Annotated in this window: 12 protein-coding genes; 2 read left to right on the plus strand and 10 right to left on the minus strand. The window is 39.3% G+C overall.

Annotated elements, in window-relative coordinates; all coding sequences use genetic code 11:
- Nucleotides 1-125 precede the first annotated feature (125 nt).
- Nucleotides 126-2,822 carry a DUF4855 domain-containing protein gene (locus tag V7124_RS16815; RefSeq protein WP_335491234.1) on the plus strand — a complete coding sequence of 899 codons (2,697 nt, stop codon included), beginning with the start codon at nucleotides 126-128 and terminating at the stop codon, nucleotides 2,820-2,822.
- Between the two features lie 300 nt (nucleotides 2,823-3,122).
- Here the strand turns inward: V7124_RS16815 and V7124_RS16820 are convergent, their stop codons facing one another.
- The 8 genes from V7124_RS16820 to V7124_RS16855 form a co-directional block, all read right to left on the minus strand.
- A complete protein-coding gene (locus V7124_RS16820; RefSeq protein WP_335491236.1) occupies nucleotides 3,123-4,064 on the minus strand; it encodes a carbohydrate kinase family protein in 942 nt (313 codons plus the stop codon).
- Between the two features lie 64 nt (nucleotides 4,065-4,128).
- Nucleotides 4,129-5,574 (minus strand): glycoside hydrolase family 32 protein, encoded by a 1,446-nt coding sequence (locus V7124_RS16825; RefSeq protein WP_335491238.1) that lies wholly within the window; start codon nucleotides 5,572-5,574, stop codon nucleotides 4,129-4,131.
- A gap of 67 nt (nucleotides 5,575-5,641) precedes the next feature.
- Entirely contained in the window at nucleotides 5,642-7,261 is a 1,620-nt protein-coding gene (locus V7124_RS16830) for an ABC transporter substrate-binding protein (protein WP_335491240.1), read from the minus strand.
- Between the two features lie 18 nt (nucleotides 7,262-7,279).
- Nucleotides 7,280-8,167 carry a carbohydrate ABC transporter permease gene (locus V7124_RS16835; protein WP_335491243.1) on the minus strand — a complete coding sequence of 296 codons (888 nt, stop codon included), beginning with the start codon at nucleotides 8,165-8,167 and terminating at the stop codon, nucleotides 7,280-7,282.
- 15 nt (nucleotides 8,168-8,182) lie between these two features.
- On the minus strand, nucleotides 8,183-9,118 hold the full coding sequence (locus V7124_RS16840) for an ABC transporter permease (protein ID WP_335491347.1): 936 nt from the start codon (nucleotides 9,116-9,118) through the stop codon (nucleotides 8,183-8,185).
- Between the two features lie 219 nt (nucleotides 9,119-9,337).
- Nucleotides 9,338-10,651, minus strand: a complete 1,314-nt coding sequence (locus V7124_RS16845) for an ABC transporter substrate-binding protein (RefSeq protein WP_335491246.1) — start codon at nucleotides 10,649-10,651, stop codon at nucleotides 9,338-9,340.
- 29 nt (nucleotides 10,652-10,680) lie between these two features.
- Entirely contained in the window at nucleotides 10,681-12,261 is a 1,581-nt protein-coding gene (locus tag V7124_RS16850) for a response regulator transcription factor (protein WP_335491249.1), read from the minus strand.
- Complete coding sequence (locus V7124_RS16855) at nucleotides 12,239-14,032, minus strand: sensor histidine kinase (RefSeq protein WP_335491251.1); 1,794 nt, start codon at nucleotides 14,030-14,032, stop codon at nucleotides 12,239-12,241. Before V7124_RS16855 ends, V7124_RS16850 begins: the two co-directional genes overlap by 23 nt.
- Nucleotides 14,033-14,238: 206 nt before the next feature.
- Here V7124_RS16855 and V7124_RS16860 point away from each other — a divergent pair, with 206 nt between their 5' ends.
- On the plus strand, nucleotides 14,239-15,156 hold the full coding sequence (locus V7124_RS16860; RefSeq protein ID WP_335491253.1) for an aldo/keto reductase: 918 nt from the start codon (nucleotides 14,239-14,241) through the stop codon (nucleotides 15,154-15,156).
- A gap of 144 nt (nucleotides 15,157-15,300) precedes the next feature.
- Here V7124_RS16860 and V7124_RS16865 read toward each other — a convergent pair whose 3' ends face one another.
- Together V7124_RS16865 and V7124_RS16870 are read right to left on the minus strand one after the other, a co-directional pair.
- Nucleotides 15,301-16,308, minus strand: coding sequence for a MupG family TIM beta-alpha barrel fold protein (locus V7124_RS16865; RefSeq protein WP_335491255.1), 1,008 nt, complete (start codon nucleotides 16,306-16,308; stop codon nucleotides 15,301-15,303).
- Nucleotides 16,305-17,669 carry a PTS transporter subunit EIIC gene (locus V7124_RS16870; protein WP_335491258.1) on the minus strand — a complete coding sequence of 455 codons (1,365 nt, stop codon included), beginning with the start codon at nucleotides 17,667-17,669 and terminating at the stop codon, nucleotides 16,305-16,307. The genes V7124_RS16865 and V7124_RS16870 overlap by 4 nt, the downstream gene beginning before the upstream one ends.
- Between the last annotated feature and the right edge of the window lie 28 nt (nucleotides 17,670-17,697).

The raw sequence follows: 17,697 nt of genomic DNA on the forward strand, positions 1-17,697 counted from the left end.
ATGTTAATGATAGAATGAAAGCGTTGACTAAGGTGGATTTATTCTCCGTTTCATTTATTTTTGTTGGTGTTCGTATCCTTTTTTATTTATTTGCTAAATACACCTAAATATTCGGGAGGGATTTCATGTTAAAAAAGTACGTTTTTATATGGACGATTATCTTTGCCATGATGTTTATGCAATTTCCAGGAGGTTCGATTATTTCAGCAAAAGAGATTGAAGTATCAAATATCACAGATATCAGTTACAAGAACCTAGCCGCAGGACTCGAATATACTTTATCTCGGTCTCCGATTGACCCACACAGTGATGCGGCAGGTAAAGAGTTAACAGATGGGCTTTATGGTGGAGTGGATCGCAACAATGCCAACTGGACCGGATTTAAAGGCGTACCTTTATCCGTCACCTTTGATCTGGGTTCCAAAAAATCAATCGAAAAAATTTCAGCCAACTTTCTTCGTGATTCGGCTAACAGCGTCTTTTATCCAGCTGCGATCACCTATTACGTATCCAATAATGGGAACGACTGGAGTGTCCTTTCGAATCAAAGTCCTAAAAATACCTTATGGGGTGCTGGACCTGCCGAAACAGACGATACGATTTGGAATGCCCAACTAGATGGTGTTACCAACTATCCGGAAGCATATTTTGTATATGCCCGCTATGTGAAGGTGGAGTTTATCCCGGAGAATTGGTCTTTACTTGATGAAATTGAGATTTGGGGATATGACGAATTGAAATCCGGAGCAGTAGAAATCCCTTATACACCTTCGACATTTACGACTCCGTCTCAAGAAACAACCGGAGGAATCAGTGATCTTGTCTTGTTGTATAATGGAAACTATGCAAATGCACAGGGAGATTGGACACGTGATGAAATCAAACCATATGTCTCCTATGTTGACAAAAATGGAAAAGCGCTGGATTGGCTTTACGATGGGGTCCTTTATCTGGCGATCACCGCACAGAGCGGCAATAATTTGGGAGGACTAACTTCTGCCAACCCTTCCAATAAGGAAGATTGGCAATGGTATATAGACAAAACATTTGCTGGAAATGGCGATCTCGAAGAGCTGAATCAAGCTGTGCAGGATGCAGGCGTTGAACTGAATGACCCTTCCCACAAAGTAAAAGTCGTATTAACCGTCCCCTATCCGAATATGTATCAAACAGACTTTGGCGATGTTGATGGTGACAGTCTTTCTGAAAACTTGAGTACTTATGAAGGAAAACAGAGAGTGGTAACCTGGTATTTAAATCAAATTTTCTCGAATTGGGAAGAAGCCAACTTTTCTCACTTGGAACTTAGTGGTATTTACTGGATGAACGAAAACATTGAAAATGACGTTCCTTTTGAAAAAGAAATAATTGAGTACACCAGTAATTTAGTTCATGAAGAACAGTTAAAATTCTTCTGGATTCCAAACTGGTATACCAATGAGATTCATGAGTGGCAGGAAGTTGGCCTTGATGCTGTAGCAATGCAACCCAACCATTTCTTCTATGATAACACTGAATATCGGGTCGAGTGGGGAGCACATCGCGCCAAGAATTATGGTACAGGTGTAGAAATTGAATTTGATGAGCGCTTAATGACTGATCCAAATTACTTTGAACGTTACTTGCGTTACCTAAACGGCGGCGTTCAGTATGGGTATATGACAAATACATTCAAGGGCTATTATCAAGGTAACGATACTATCCTAAGAGCTGCCTATGGCGAAAGAGCCGAGCAAAGAATGGCATACGATTTACTCTATGAATTCGTAAAAGGTAGTTATAAACCTAGACCTATCATTGAACTTACACCTTCCACTAGTGGAGCTACAAGTGAACCCATTGTTTTTACCGTGGAAGTAACCTTAACTGGTGAGGGTAATCATGTTGAGTCCATAAAATGGGCTGAGGGTGAACGGGATACTGCGTATTTCCATTCTAATGGAGTAGAGATAACGAATAACCAATTCACTGTCTTAAAAAATGGAACCTACTCCATTTATGTTAAAGACAGCCTTGGTATTGAAAGAGTACGAAGTTTCGAGGTTACCACGTTAATTCCTGCGGGATATACCAACCTGGTATCAGGCTTAGCTTATACGATTTCTCCTGAGGCGACTTTAGATCAACAAGGATTAACCGATGGAGTGTATAACGGAAGTCTTTGGAGTGGAAATTGGACGAAATTCCAATATACACCTGAAGCATCCATCGTATTCGATTTAGGTAAAATTAATACAATTCAAAAGATCAATAGTAATTTTAGTAATGGAGGTTATGGAATAGCTTTTCCTAATTCCATCACTTATTCTTATTCAGAAGATGGACTCACTTGGATACCGTTGAAGGAAGTTCAACCATCACGTAATGATTCTACTTCAAAGATGACCTGGGACGGTACCTCCGATGGAGTTCCTGGAGAAGAGGATACATCTGCTGTGTATGCTAGATATATTAAGATTGATATTATTCAAGATGCTGAATGGACATTTATGGATGAAGTTGAGGTTTGGGGATTAGATGGAATTCAATATTTAGATAGTCCTGTACTCTCGGAAACAACCAAACCACATGGACAAACTGCTGGAAATGTAAAAGTAGATATATCCGCAAAAGCGCTTGGTCTTGGAAATACAATTACTGAAATTAAATGGGCTAATGGGGAAAAAGATTCATTCTATTTTGCAGACGCCGGGAATTCTGTTAAGTTAAACAACCCATATTTAATGGTGCAAAGCAACGGGATATATACCATTTATGCTAAAGACTCAGCTGGAAATGAAGTACTGAAAACTGTTTCAATCACGAATGTTAAAGAAAAGTAAGTGAGTCACCTTAGACCCGGTGTTAAGTAGATATTCCTATATCCTCTTAACATCGGGCTTTTTTTATAGAATTTTATAACTATCTGTGATATTCAGTATCTATTAACAGAAACTTAATGATAAAGCCAAAAAAACTTATTTTTAAATCAAGATTTTCTATTAATTTGTTGCTAAACATCCAAGCATATGTTTCGCCCCAAGGAACGATGAAGTTGAATACATCAAGGTTTGGTAACGTAAAGCTTTAATTCAGGTCTAAAAAAAATGATATCCTAATAAAACATTAGGACATCCCATTACTCACTTTATTTCGTCTAAGGTTGGGATGGCAGAAATCGCCCCAACCTTGGTGCAAACAAGCGCACCTACTTTATTACTAAATGAAATAATTTTTTTAAGCACTTCAAAATCTTCTAATGCTGGTTTTACATTGGCGAACTGGTAAAGCGTTGCACCAACAAAGGCATCGCCAGCACCGGTTGAGTCAATGGATTTTACTTTTACACTAGGAACGATTTCGCTTTGGTAACCATTAGAGAGATAAGTTCCTTCACTTCCCAAGGTTATTGCGATTATTTTTGCACCCATTTGATGTAAGGCTTGCGTGCCTTCAGCTAAATCACTGATTCTTGTGATGATGTGTAATTCTTCTTCACTTACTTTTACAAAATCAGCTAACGCAATCCCCTTTTTAGCTAATTCGATAAATTCAGTCTGCTTATTTTTCCAAAGGTCGGTTCGAAAGTTAGGATCAAACGAAATAAACTTTCCCTTATTCTTTGCATTTCGCATTACAGTGAAGTACGTCGTTTGAAACGGATCATTTAATAAAGCTGTGGCCGATCCGAAGTGGTGAATAGCAGCATCATTCAGCTTATCCTCTTCCAGCTCCTCTTCTAGTAAAAAGGCGTCGGCACCGCGATTAAAAATAAAATCTCTTTCTCCATTTGCTTGTAATGATACAAAAGCCAATGTGGTCGGATGTACATCATCGAGCACAATCATTGATGTATTAACTTTGGCATCATCAAGTGTCTTTTTTAAAAAATGTCCGAACGGATCATTTCCAACTTTCCCACAAAATAGAGCTGTACCGCCTAGTTTTGCGATCGTGGCACACACATTTGCAGGTGCGCCCCCTGCTTGCTTTTGGAAATTTTCGCCTTTACTTAAATTAATATCGACATCTGTACAGAAAAAGTCGATTAATAATTCACCGATACATATAATTGATGAATTCATTCTAAACACCACCCTTTTATAAAAATAAAGCTCTAACCAATTACACGATTAGAGCATCAAATGGTTATTTCCAAATTGAATTAAGTTCAGTTAACGTTAAATTCAATACCTTTGTTGTTCCTTCATGCGAAAATAAAAGAAGTTCTTTGCTTCCCTCACTTGGGAAAAGTAAGCTCGTAATCGCAATCTCCCCGTCATTGGCAAAAACCTCAACGGATGAAGTATCCACGAATACCTGGAGCTTTAACCGTTGATGATTCAACTTCATTGGTGCCTCTTGTATGGCTGGAAAGGATGTCGAAAAGCTATTATCGCCAGACTTAGTTCGGTCCACAAATAATTTCTCTTCTAAAACATTATATCCAATCACCGTTTTTTCTTCCTCAGCATGGTTGATGACAAATCCAAACTGGTTTGAACTTCCTTTTTCAAATTCAATATTTATTTCCATTAAGGAAAATGTTAATGGAATTGTGCTGGCTTCATTCGTATAAATTTTCATTTCTTTTCTAATCGTACAAACTTCAGCCACCGGCTTTTGGAATAAGCGAACTCCATCCTCTGTTGCAGCTAACGATAATTCTCTTGGCAACGTCATCGCACTTCGCCACACTTCAGTGGGTACTTGATTGGCATAGCGCCAGTTGCTCATCCAGCCAAGATAAATACGTCTACCATCTTGAATATCAGACCAGCATACACCTGCATAATTATCCCGCCCGTAATCTAACCATAATACAGTGGTGTCAGCGTAATCATTGATAAAAGTCGTTCCATCAAATTGACCAATAAAATATTGCGTCCTTGAACCTTCAGCAGTCTTACCATTATCTCCAATGCTAACGATCATTACCCACTTAACCTTGCCATCTATAGGTAAGGCAAACAGATCAGGGCATTCCCACACACCATCATGCGAACCAGCGGTATGACCGAACTCACTAGCAAATTCCCATTCTTTTAAGTTTAGCGAAGTGTAAATGGTAATGGTTTGACCAGTTGCTAATACCATTACCCATTTTTGGGTTTCCTCATGCCAAAACACTTTTGGATCCCGATAATCAGTTATCGATACATTTGAAAGAACAGGGTTACCTTGATATTTCACCCACGTTCTGCCGTTATCCTTACTATACGCTAAGCTCTGCTGCTGAAGAGGACGGTCAGATTCTGGATAAGTGCCAGCACTTGTATAAATTGCAACTAATCCTGGTTGGTTTTTGTCAAAAAAGCCAGTGGTATTGTTCCAATCGACAACGGCACTTCCTGAAAAAACCGCACCTAACTCATCAGGGAATAATGCAATCGGTAGGTGTTCCCAATGAATCATGTCCTTACTTACCGCATGCCCCCAGTGCATCGGTCCCCACGTCGTACCATATGGATGATATTGATAGAACAAATGGTATTCATCATTAAAAAAGACCATTCCATTCGGATCATTCATCCACTTTTCTTCTGGTGAAAAATGAAATTGTGGTCGGTACAGCTCCTTATATCTTTGTGTCATCGTTTTCGCTCCTTATTTAAGTGAAAAGGCTGTAGCAATGCGCAAGCACTGTACAGCCTTATTCATTTTATTTTTGGTTTCGGTCATAACCTTTCTGTTTAATCTCTAAGAATTCTTGTAGTCCGAGTCGGTCTAATTCTGCTAGATATTCAGACCACTCTTTTTCAACGCCGCCATTGGCAATCCATTCCGCACGTTTTCTTTTAATATAAGCAAATAAGTCCGTTTCGATGGTTGAAAGTCGATCAAGGTCCTCAATGGAGAAGAATACTTTAGGATAAATATTTTCTGCTTCCATATAAGGAACCATAACTTCCTTCATTAAGTTCAATCTCCAAGCTGCATCGTCTGGTTTTGTTGTCACTGTTCCATAATAACTATCTAATATCGCTAACGGTCCGCCGACAGATGTTTTCTCTCTCAATTCAACCGGTGCCGTACCTTCTAATGGAAGGTGCTTTAACATTTTTGTACTGTCATCCCATTCAAAAATATTTTGCTGCTTCTCATCACCAAACGTACCCCAGTTATTTTGAACAGATTGTGCAGGATCATAAAGCTGGTCAATCCACTTCGCTGTTAATTCTAGATTTTTATTTGCTGAGGTAACAACCATCTTAGAACGATCAAAGCCCATTCCATTTGTTCTTGCTACGTTTTGATGTCCTTCAGGTCCCTTTAACGGGGCAAGAAGATCATAGTCGTCGCCCATTCCTGTAATATTGCCTTTATCCCATGTGAAATATAAACCATATTTTTTGTCTCTGCCTTTTGCAAGATACGTATTCCAATCATGTTCAAATGCTTCAATATCGATTAAGCCTTCATTATAAAGATCGTTGAACCAGCTGATTGCCTTTTTATAGCTTTCATCCGCAGCTGTAAGTTTTACTTCTCCGTCATTCGTTACTACCGTGAAATCCCAGTTATCACCTAGACCAAATGCGCCGAATAAAGAATGTGGATCTTGACCGCCATCATTGATAATGAAAGACATTGGGATCTCGTCCGCTTCGCCATTTCCATTTGGATCCTGTGTTTTAAAAGCGATTAAAGCTTGTTTTAATTCCTCTGTTGTTTTCGGTACTGCTAATCCTAATTTGTTTAGCCATTCCATATTAATCCACGGGAAAGCGTCAACAGAGTGAATACTTTCTTTTCCTTCTCCTAGCTCTTCAATCCAAGGGAAAGCATACATATGTCCATCAGGAGCTGTCATCATTGCCTTGTACTGCGGTGCTTTTTCAAGGACTGCTTGTAGGTTCGGCATATATTGGATTAAATCTTCAACCGGAACAATAACTCCATCCTTCGCATGCTTTAATAATTCATAGTCGCTGAAGGCAGCGTTAAGGATTGCATCTGGAAGCTCTCCACTAGCAATCGCTAGATTTCGTTTTTCACCAAATACATCACCCGTATAGTTTCTCCAATCAATTTTTACACCCGTTTGCTTTTCTAAGCGTTGAAAAATCAACTTATCATTTGGATCCTCTGGTGCTAAAGGCGAACTGGATGTCATAATTTTTAATGTTTTTTCCTCTTTTAATGGGAACGTTACGTCTTTTAGTCCATAATCCTTCGAAGAAAAACTCTCGCTGCTGCCGCTTTTACTGCTACAGCCAGTAAGTATGAGTGATCCTGAAAGAAGTAGCGCTGAAGCAGTTGTTAGAATTCTTTTTTTCATTATAAACCCTCACTTTTTTTATTTTAGTGAACCAACCATAACTCCCTTTTCAAAATACTTTTGGAAGAATGGGTACATAATCAATAATGGTAAACTCGCAATCACAATCGAAGAATAGCGGATCATTTCTGATATTCTCATCAATTCGTTCCGAGCCTGGACATCTGCAACCATTCCTGGCTGGACCTCGTTTTGAATCAAGATTGAACGCAGAACTAATTGCAATGGATATAATTCTCGGTCATCCAGGTAAATCATTGCATCAAAATAGGCATTCCATTGCCCAATAAAGGCATAGAGGGCAAGAACAAAAATGATTGGTTTTGATAATGGCAAAATAACACTTAGAAAAATTCTTAAATCTGACGCTCCATCTATTCTAGCTGCTTCCTTTAGTTCATTCGGAACCGCTTTAAAATACGTTCTGGCAAGGATAATAAACCAGACGTTGACGGCTCCAGGAATGATAATTGCCCAAATCGTATTGAGCATTCCTAAATCGCGGATGACGAAATACGTTGGAATTAAGCCTCCTCCAAAAAACATCGTAAATAAGAAGAAAATCATAAATGCCTTTTTTCCAATCAAACCGTCTACAGATAACGAATATCCTGCAAGAATAGAGACCGTTACGGTTACAATCGTAAATCCAACTGAATATAGGATTGAATTGATAAACCCTCTTACAATTGTGTCATCCGTAAAAATTCGCTTATATCCCTCTAGTGACCAATCCGTAGCGTTTAGCAAAAGTCCTTTTCGAATGATGGCATTCGGTTCTAGGAAAGAAGAGAGAAACACATACAACAGTGGTCCTACAATCGCTATAATAATGATGGTCAACAGGATATTATTGATACGAAGCAGGATTCGATCTCCCTTTGGATGCTTGATTTTGTTGTTCATCGTTTTCCTCCTTCCTTAGACGAGACCTTCGCCTTCGTTTAGTTTTTTAACCACTTGATTGACAAATACGAGTAAAAACACATTCACAACAGCATTAAATAATCCAACAGCAGTAGCAAACGAGTAATCCCCTGCCAGTAATCCTCGTTTATATACATAAGTGGCAATTATTTCTGATGATGGTGAATTCATTGGTGTTTGCATGAGATATGCTTTCTCAAAGCCAATTCCCATAATTCCACCAGCAGCTAAAATAAACAATACCGCCATCACTGGCTTAAGCGTTGGCAGATCAATATGCCAAATCCGTTGTAATAGGGACGCCCCATCAAGAGTTGCGGCCTCATGAAGCTGCGGGTCAACGTTAGCAAGTGCAGCAACATATACAATCGATGCCCATCCTGCTCCCTGCCATACTCCCGACCAAATGTAGATGGATCTAAAATAGTCTGGGTCCGACATAAACGAAATTGGCTTATCTAAAAAGGTTGATAACATAGCATTAATCGGTCCAACCGGTGATAGAAAAAGAAAGACCATTCCCGAAACGACAACCACGGATATGAAATGCGGTGCATAAAGGGCTAATTGAATGTTCTTTTTTACACTCGATTTTCTTAACTGATTTAACATCAGAGCTAAAATAATCGGAATCGGAAATCCTATCAGTAATTCAAATGAACTTAATTTAATCGTGTTCATCAAGATTTCCATGAAATTTGGTGATGTTAGGAAGTTGGTAAAATGTTTAAACCCAACCCACTCACTCCCCGCAATGCCTCGAATCGGGCTAAAATCCTTAAAAGCTATAGTCGCCCCATATATGGGGATGTACTTAAAAATAATTGTAAGAATAACTGCAGGAGCAATAAGCAAATAAAGAATATAGTTCTTTTTGATATATTGAAGGTTCCTGCTTAATTTAGTTGGTTTACTTGTATGAACCGGCATGACTTGCTCTGTTTTTACTACTACTTCATCCAATCTCTTACCCTCCCTTTTAAAAATTTGAAACCCCTTTCAACAAACTAAATATATCAAAATGGTAAAAAAGAAGAGTTTAATTTTTTTGGTTGAAGTAGTTTAATATTTTCGGGAGTTGATATCGCTTTCACACAGTATCCATTCAAACTTACATAAAAAATCCCCTAGTTAGTCAACTAGAGGATTTTATGGCTTTTTGATATCTTTTAAGCCATTATTAATCTTTTCCGCTGCTTGATTCGCAGCGGTTCCAACATCTTTACCTTCTTTACCTACATCCTCAAACAAATCTTTAATGGCTTCGCTGATAATGGGATAGGCTGGAGTTACCGGTCGACTTTTCGAGTAGTTTTGGTCTTGTTGAACAAAAATGTTTTTGGGATATTCATTGAGTTCGGGAAAGTCTTTAGCTACCGAATACCTAGCAGGTAAATCACCTGAGATTCCGACGAACATTTTAGCTCCCTCGTACCCTGTAGCGAATTTCACAAATTCCCAGGCTTCCTCCGGATATTTGGTTTTCGATGAGATCCCAAGGGCCCAGCCGCCATTCGGAACAACCTGATTTTGACCCCTAGGAAGCGGAGCAATCCCAAAATCTTCTCCTAGAATAAAACCAGGAGTTTGTTGCAATTCCGAAATAGCCCATGAACCCAATACCGTCATCCCGAGCTTATCTGTTTCAAAAGGAGTCGGAGGCATATCAACCGCCGCTACCCCATGCTTAAAATATAAATCTTGATAAAATTGTAAAGCTCTTAATGCTTCTTTAGAGTTGATATATCCATCTGCGGTTGTTCCATCTGGACTTATTACTTCTGCCCCAAACTGCCATAATATCGGCATTTTAAAATAAGCAGGACCTTCTCCAACATTAAAGCCTTGGGCAGGGTCAAGCCCTATCACACTATCTGCTGGGTTGTTGATTTTTTTAGCAATCTCTAACACCTCATCCCACGTCATGGGATTGTTCGGATCTCCTGATGGAAAAGGGATTCCAGCCTCCCTAAAAAGATTCATATTGTAAAATAAGGCAATACTCGATTCCACAATCGGAGCAAGGTAAATTTCATCTTTATAAGTTAAACCGTTTAGGACTCCCTCAGGTATATCGTCAATATTTCCTTCCTCTTTCATAAAGGAATCCATCGATAAGAGCGAACCAGAATTGGCATAAAGAGCCAGGTTTGGACTGTCGATGGCCATAATATCAGGATGGTTTCCTGCAGCCAGTTCAGTCCGCAGCCTTAATTCGTATTCATTTCCCCAGTGCATCGATTGCATATTAATCTTAATATTGGGGTGTCCTGCTTCAAAAGCAGTGACTACCTCTTCATAAGCTTGATTAAATGCTTGATTGCCTAAATTTCGTAAAAAAGTCAGCTCGACTTGTTTTTCTGTTTTCTCTTTATCTGGACGATCACTTGTTATTGATGAAAAATAGGCCAAAGCAAGACCTGCTATACTAAAAAGAATGATGACTGTTAACCATTTCTTCACCTGAATCTCATTCTCCCTTCAAAACCGACCTAATCCTCTATTGTGTTACGAAATTCAACCGGTGTTTGTCCAAAATGCTTTTTAAAGACGGTGCTAAAATACCCTGAGTTTGAAAAACCAACTAAGTTGCTGACATCAATAATTTTCAGCTGTTTGTCTTTCAGTAATTGTTTGGCCTTGTCCATTCGTAAGGTAACCAGATAATCACTAAAGTTCTGGCCGACATGATGTTTAAAGGTTTCCGATAAATGTGCACTATTAATGTGAAATAAAGTAGATAACGTGGTAAGGGATATTTCACTTGCATAGTGCTGGTCCAAATAATGGCGGATACTTTCGATTAATTTCTTATTAGAAAAACGAGCAAGGCGTATTTTCTCAATGATTAATTGTGCTAATTCAATCAAATCTTCTTTTACTTTATGTTGAGAATAAAGCTTCCAAATATTTTGTTGGCAATTCCAAATCGTATTTTGAATGTCTTTCGTCTCGATATCATACTTTTTGGCTAATGACCCTAATATAAATAACACTTGGTTGGCCGCAAATGAAAACGACATAACCGACCGACCTTCGGAACCTTCAAGAACCCTCTGTAAATTATCTTTAAAAGCCGCAAAATCGAGGTTTTCAATTGAATTCGTTATCCGTTTCTCGTAATCTGGAGAAAGATCAAACACCGCCTCGCTTGTGGCAGTTTGGTCCATAATCTGAGACTTCGATCCCAATTGGCTTTGGCTCCAAGCAAGTAAACTTGATATATATCCGCTCCTATATTCTGATAGCCCATTCACAACAGCACCTATACCAATGACAGTTTCTAATTTTAATAACTTGTTAACGTTCTGTTGAATGTGTTGAACGAGTTGATCGGTTGATGAAGAATCCGAACCCATTAGCTGTAAAAATTGAACCATATTAGGATAGCTTGGATCCGTAAATACATAGGTCGCTGGCTGCTGTTGAGCAAGTTCCTTACATAGCATCTGAAATGGAATCCTTAGTTCCTCTAGACGATTTGAATTGTGGCTTTCTCTAATTTCCACTGTTAAAAACTGTACTTTTCCATTTTCATTAGCCAGGCTTTCTAACTGCAGCTGCTGTAGCCTTTCCGATACAATCGGAAGCTGTAATACTTCCTCTTTTGCTAAATGAAGGATAAATTGTTCCTGCAATTCTTGTAAATGAGAATGAACGAGTCGGCTCATTTGCGCGAATTCAACTTGTTTTCTTTTCTCTTCCTCTACTTCTTTTCGAATCTTCCTTAATGCTTCCACTAATTCATCAGGGGCAACAGGTTTTAATAAGTAGTCTTTTACGCCTTGTTGCAGTGAATTCCGCACATAATCAAAATCAGAATAACCTGATAGGACGATGACTTTTACATGAGGAAACTCATGATGACAACGTTTTGCCAATTCTACTCCATCCATAATAGGCATTCGCATATCCGTAATCACTACATCGATATCCTTGGTTTGGAGGATTTCGAGAGCTTCTTTCCCATTTGACGCTTCTTCCACAAGTTGAAAACCCTCTTCTTCCCAGTCCACTTTTAAGCGTAATCCTTTACGAATTTGAATCTCATCATCCGTGATTAACACCTTCATCCTGTCCATCCCCCCTTTTCACATCAATTAGTAGTGTAATCTTAGTGCCCTCATTTTTAATAGATTCAATTCGATAGGAAAAGTTACATCCATAGGTAAGCTTTAATCGTCCAAGTACATTTCTGAGACCTATGCTGTTCCCTTTACTTTCCAGCACACTCATTGTTTCATCCGTTTGCTGTAAGTTTGAAATCATCTCTTTTGACATCCCAATGCCTTTGTCTTCCACGGATATGCAAATCTGATTACCAACCTTTTCAGTTTTAATAAATATATCTGCAAATGTCTTTTCACTGAAGCTATATTTCACAGCATTCTCCACGAGTGGCTGCAATATGAACTTAATGACAGGGAGCATTTCCGTGTCAGGGGCTACATCGATTTGAATCGTGATCATGTCCTCATATCTTAACTTTAATATGTTCGTGTAACTTTTGATATAGTTTAATTCTTCACCTAAAGAAACAATATTGCTGTTTGTATTTAATGAATACCGCAACATCTTCCCTAAATAGACGCTAACATTCATGACCTCTTTATTTTTTTCTTGAAGCGCTAAACTTCCAATAATTTCAAGCGTATTATTTAAAAAGTGAGGATTTATCTGCAGTAATAAGGCCTTGTATTCCGCATCTTTCCGGCGTAAATTTGCTTCATATTCCGTTTCAATTAAATTCTGTAATTGGTCAATCGTATGTTTCGTTACATTGATTAGGTAACCAATCTCATTATTTTGAGATTTAATATCCGGGATAAACCGTTTGGCTCCTGAAAAATCTCCCCGTTCGATGAACCCCATCGCTTTTGCTAGTTTTCCTAAAGGACTTGTAATATTGTTAGACATAATAAACGAAGCCACAATCGTTATGAAAAAAAGGAATCCACTCGTTAACAGAAGGTTCCGTTGCAAATGATTGGCCCTTGCGAACAATTCAGACTCCGTCACTTCACTGATTAAGATCCAATCACCTACCGGCAGCTTTTGAAAGAAAACTAGATATTTTTCCTTTTGATAAGCAGCCTCAATTAACCCTTCTTGTTCATTGCTACTGGTGATTTGTTTTAAACTTTGCTGCAAGACCGAATTAGGAGTCTTTATTTTCCCAGACAACATGTTTTCACCATGCTGATTTAACAAATAGGTATGCTCATTTTGTCCCTTCGATATTTTATTTAGCGAGGCTTCAAGTAATGCCGAAGGAAAATTCACCTTTATAACCCCTGCCGAAATCATCGTATTAGTATCAATGAGAGGAAGAATATAGCTATTGATCTTCTTGACTTGCATTTCATTACTTTGCTGAAAAGGATCTAAATGCGACTTTGCATAGCTTTGATTGTATTGGATATAGTCCTGATACCAATCCGTTTCATGGAATGAGGAATTTATCCCCCAAGTCCCGGTGCCATCATCAAGCAGCACCGAAATCGACATTGCATTAGAATTGTTAATCATAATCGAGGATAGCTCTTGTTTTAATTGATTCATCACTGAATCAAGTTCTTCCTTATCAGCACCTTGTCTATTTAATCTCAGCCATTCTTGTGTCGTCTGGTTCACAAGCACCTGTTTGCCCAAATCCTCTGCCTGTGTCGTGATAGAATCAACATAAAGCGAAAACTGATCCATCATTTCTATGGTTAATTCTTGTGTCTGCTCGCGGATCTCAGACGTAAAAAAGCTAGGAATAATGATTGATAGAATAACAAATGGAATCGTTAGCAAACATGTAAAAATAAGTAATAAACGATTGCGTATTGAAAAAAGCATGTTACCCTCCTTTTAAAAGAAGACGCGAAAACCCTTACAATTATTCATAAATAGGAATAACCCATTATAGCATTTAACGATTACTTGACTCTAGTACATGAAAAAATCGCTATCTTTCTGTAAAATTTTGCTACTATCCTTTGAATATGTCAAAATAAATGTTGATAACAAATTGTACTCAATTTTAAAATGGGAGGTCAGATACAATGAGAACGATGAAACTAGGAAGCAGCACATTAGAAGTCCCGGTTGTTGCCGTCGGCTGCATGCGCATGAAGTCGTTGGAAAAGAAAGAAGCCGAAACCTTTATTCAAACCGCTTTAGAGGAAGGCGCAAATTTCTTTGACCATGCTGATATTTACGGCGATGGCACAAGTGAGGAAATTTTCGCTGACGCGATACATATGAACGCTAATATTCGTGAGAACATCTTCCTGCAATCAAAATGCGGGATTCGTAAAGGAATGTTCGATTTTTCAAAAGAGCATATTTTGGATTCAGTAGATGGGATATTGAAACGACTGAACACCGAATATCTCGACACATTACTTCTGCACCGCCCGGATGCATTGGTAGAGCCCGAAGAGGTTGCTGAGGCATTTGATATCCTTGAATCTTCAGGTAAGGTAAGGCATTTTGGCGTTTCCAACCAAAAGCCCATGCAGATTCAACTGCTGCAGAAATACGTAAAGCAGCCGCTTGTTGCTAACCAGCTGCAATTAAGTATCACAAACACCAACATGATCTCAAATGGCATGAATGTAAACATGGAGAATGAATCTGCAATTGATCGGGATGGCAGTATTCTTGATTTTTGCAGACTGAATGATATCACCATCCAGCCTTGGTCACCGTTCCAATATGGTTTCTTTGAAGGCGTCTTCCTTGGCAGCGATAAGTTCCCAGAATTAAATCAGAAGATCGATGAAGTTGCAGTCAAGTATGAAGTGAGCAATACCACGATCGCGATTGCATGGCTGCTCCGTCATCCAGCAAAAATGCAGCCAGTTATTGGGACCATGAATGTGGACAGGTTGAAGGACTGCATCAAGGCAAGTGAAATTCACCTGACTCGTGAAGAATGGTATAGCATTTATCGGGCTGCAGGGAATATCCTGCCATAAAATATGGGTATAGCAAAAGGAGTGCCTGTTGAATTGGGGCACTCCTTCTTTTAATTGAATTCAAAGAAATATAACCCGTAATACAAGAAATGCATAGAAAATGACGTGTGAATTCACACGTCATTTGTAATGTAAGCAGCCATTTTAGGCATGTACTAATTTTACACTTTGACCAGGTCTGAGGTATGAAAGAAGCACGATATCTTCCTCGACAACTCTTCCCAAGACATTAACACGATCATCGGCAGGCCTGTCACAGAGTGTAATTTGAACCTCACCACGATAGCGGCCATATCGATCATTATCTCTCGTAATACTTCCAAGGATACGTTCCGAAGTATTCTCAGGAACGACCGAATCCACACTTCTCGTGTCCAAGAACCTAAGAACATCACGGGAAAAATCAGGACGGAGCCTGAACTCTCCTTCTTGAAACCCTTCAATACGAATTTCAATACTACCCTTAAGATCAAAGTCGATTAATTTCGTTAGAAGCTCCTCACTTACCCCTGGATCTCCGATATAGACATCCTCAACTCCAAAACGGAACAGCTCCAATGCTGATACAAATGGGTCCAACTCGCGGTGTTCTTCCAGTGTTGGAAGTCCTTCAAACAGCGGACCACGCTTTTCTCCATCACCCGGAATATAAGCACTAACCGGAATTCCATATTTTTTAAAAAGTTCATTTTGCCTTTGAAAAAACCAATCGGATAATCCCGTCTCAACCCTTGGATAAAAATTATGCCAAGCCATCAGCTGGCTAGCTTTTAATCCTCCATCCACTAGAGCCCGAATGTCCTCTTCAAATAAAATGCTGGCATTAAGAGCAAGTTTAAACTCTTTTGCAAGCTTCAAAATCAACTCCTGCTCAAAAAAATCATCAAGTCTGAGGCCGTTGACTCCTAGTGATTTTAACGCAAACAAGCTTTCTAAACCTAGGTGACCAGGTGTTTTTAATGATACATCCGCATAAACTTCTATCCCAGCTTCCTTCGCACAGCGAAGCAGCGCCATCGCCCGACTAGCTAAATCACCGGATTCTTCTGGAATGTGAAGCGAGGTAAACGCCCGCTTCACACCCAGTTTTCCTGCACGTTCAATCCGCTCTTCTGCTAATGGATCATTTAGATAGAAGGAAATACCGATCAATCAAATTCACCAGCCATCTCATCTTTAAAACCGAAAAGATACGTGAAGGCAAAACCAGCTGCATAGGCAATTAACACCCCGATTAAGTAAAGGGCAACTTGGCCAGCGACAACAAGGAACGCGAGTGGTAAACCAGATACCCCGATAGCAATCGTTGCGATACCAAAGTAAGCTTGGAACGCCCCACCGATACCAGCACCTAAACACGCAGTTAAGAACGGACGGCCTAATGGAAGCGTAACACCGAAGATTAACGGTTCGCCGATTCCAAGAATTCCTGCTGGCAGACCACCGCCAATAGCTTGTTTTAAACGTTTTTTCTTTGTTTTAACATAGATAGCAAATGCTGCACCTACTTGACCTGCACCACCCATTGCTAAGATTGGCAGAAGTGGGTCATCACCAATTGTATTAATTAACTCTAAGTGTATTGGTGTTAAACCTTGATGCAATCCAGTCACAACAAGAGGCAGGAAGGTTGCACCAAGAACAAATCCTGCGACTATACCGCCCATATCAAGTAAAGAAGTTAAACCTTTTGTGATAATATCTGAAACGAGACCACCAAGCGGCATAAATACAAGATAAGTAACAATACCAGTAACCAATAACGCAACCGTTGGTGTCAAAAATAGATCAAGAGATGTTGGAACATACTTGCGAACTTGTTTTTCAACTAAAGCGATAAAGATGGCGGCAAATAGAACACCAATTAATCCGCCGCGTCCAGGAAGTAAATCTGTACCAAACAAATGAATGCCCGCAACCGCAGGGTTAATAATTAAGATACCCGCAATTGCACCAAGTGCTGGTGAACCGCCAAATTCTTTTGCTGCATTCGTACCCACTAAAATTCCAAGATAACCGAATAAACCACCGCCGATAACGGATAAAATGGTCGCAAGCTGTGAATCACCTGCTAGCCAGCCAGCTTGAACAATTGCTTTTGTGATTCCGGTAATTAATCCTGATGCGATAAGTGCCGGGATTAACGGAATGAATATCCCAGAAATTTTTCGTAAAAACATCTTAAAAGGTGTTGCATTTTTTTTGTTGATTTCAGCCTTCGTGCTCGCTGCTTTTTCTTTTAAATTGATTCCACCTGAAGCATTAATCAACTTTCCGAACTCTTCAGTCACTTTGTTTACTTTTCCAGGTCCGAGGATGATTTGAAGTGTTTCTTCTTCTACCACTCCAAGAACCCCATCTATTTTCTTTAAAGCAGCCTTATCAACAACGGACTCATCATTTGGTGTAACACGAAGTCTAGTCATACAATGTGTATAGTTGCCAATATTCGTGGAGCCGCCTAATTGTTCAAGAATCTTTTCAGCTAAAACTTTATTATTTTCTCCAGCCATGTCATTTCCCCTACTCTCTGTTGTATTT

The organism is Neobacillus niacini (assembly GCF_036961885.1).
GTDB lineage: Bacteria > Bacillota > Bacilli > Bacillales > Cytobacillaceae > Neobacillus > Neobacillus niacini_H.

Bases quoted from the DNA above. Each gene is read 5' to 3' on its own strand.
- V7124_RS16870 (WP_335491258.1), bottom strand. From the start codon at position 17,669: ATGGCTGGAGAAAATAATAAAGTTTTAGCTGAAAAGATTCTTGAACAA.
- V7124_RS16830 (WP_335491240.1), bottom strand. From the start codon at position 7,261: ATGAAAAAAAGAATTCTAACAACTGCTTCAGCGCTACTTCTTTCAGGA.
- V7124_RS16860 (WP_335491253.1), top strand. From the start codon at position 14,239: ATGAGAACGATGAAACTAGGAAGCAGCACATTAGAAGTCCCGGTTGTT.
- V7124_RS16820 (WP_335491236.1), bottom strand. From the start codon at position 4,064: ATGAATTCATCAATTATATGTATCGGTGAATTATTAATCGACTTTTTC.
- V7124_RS16850 (WP_335491249.1), bottom strand. From the start codon at position 12,261: ATGAAGGTGTTAATCACGGATGATGAGATTCAAATTCGTAAAGGATTA.
- V7124_RS16840 (WP_335491347.1), bottom strand. From the start codon at position 9,118: ATGCCGGTTCATACAAGTAAACCAACTAAATTAAGCAGGAACCTTCAA.
- V7124_RS16815 (WP_335491234.1), top strand. From the start codon at position 126: ATGTTAAAAAAGTACGTTTTTATATGGACGATTATCTTTGCCATGATG.
- V7124_RS16855 (WP_335491251.1), bottom strand. From the start codon at position 14,032: ATGCTTTTTTCAATACGCAATCGTTTATTACTTATTTTTACATGTTTG.
- V7124_RS16835 (WP_335491243.1), bottom strand. From the start codon at position 8,167: ATGAACAACAAAATCAAGCATCCAAAGGGAGATCGAATCCTGCTTCGT.
- V7124_RS16825 (WP_335491238.1), bottom strand. From the start codon at position 5,574: ATGACACAAAGATATAAGGAGCTGTACCGACCACAATTTCATTTTTCA.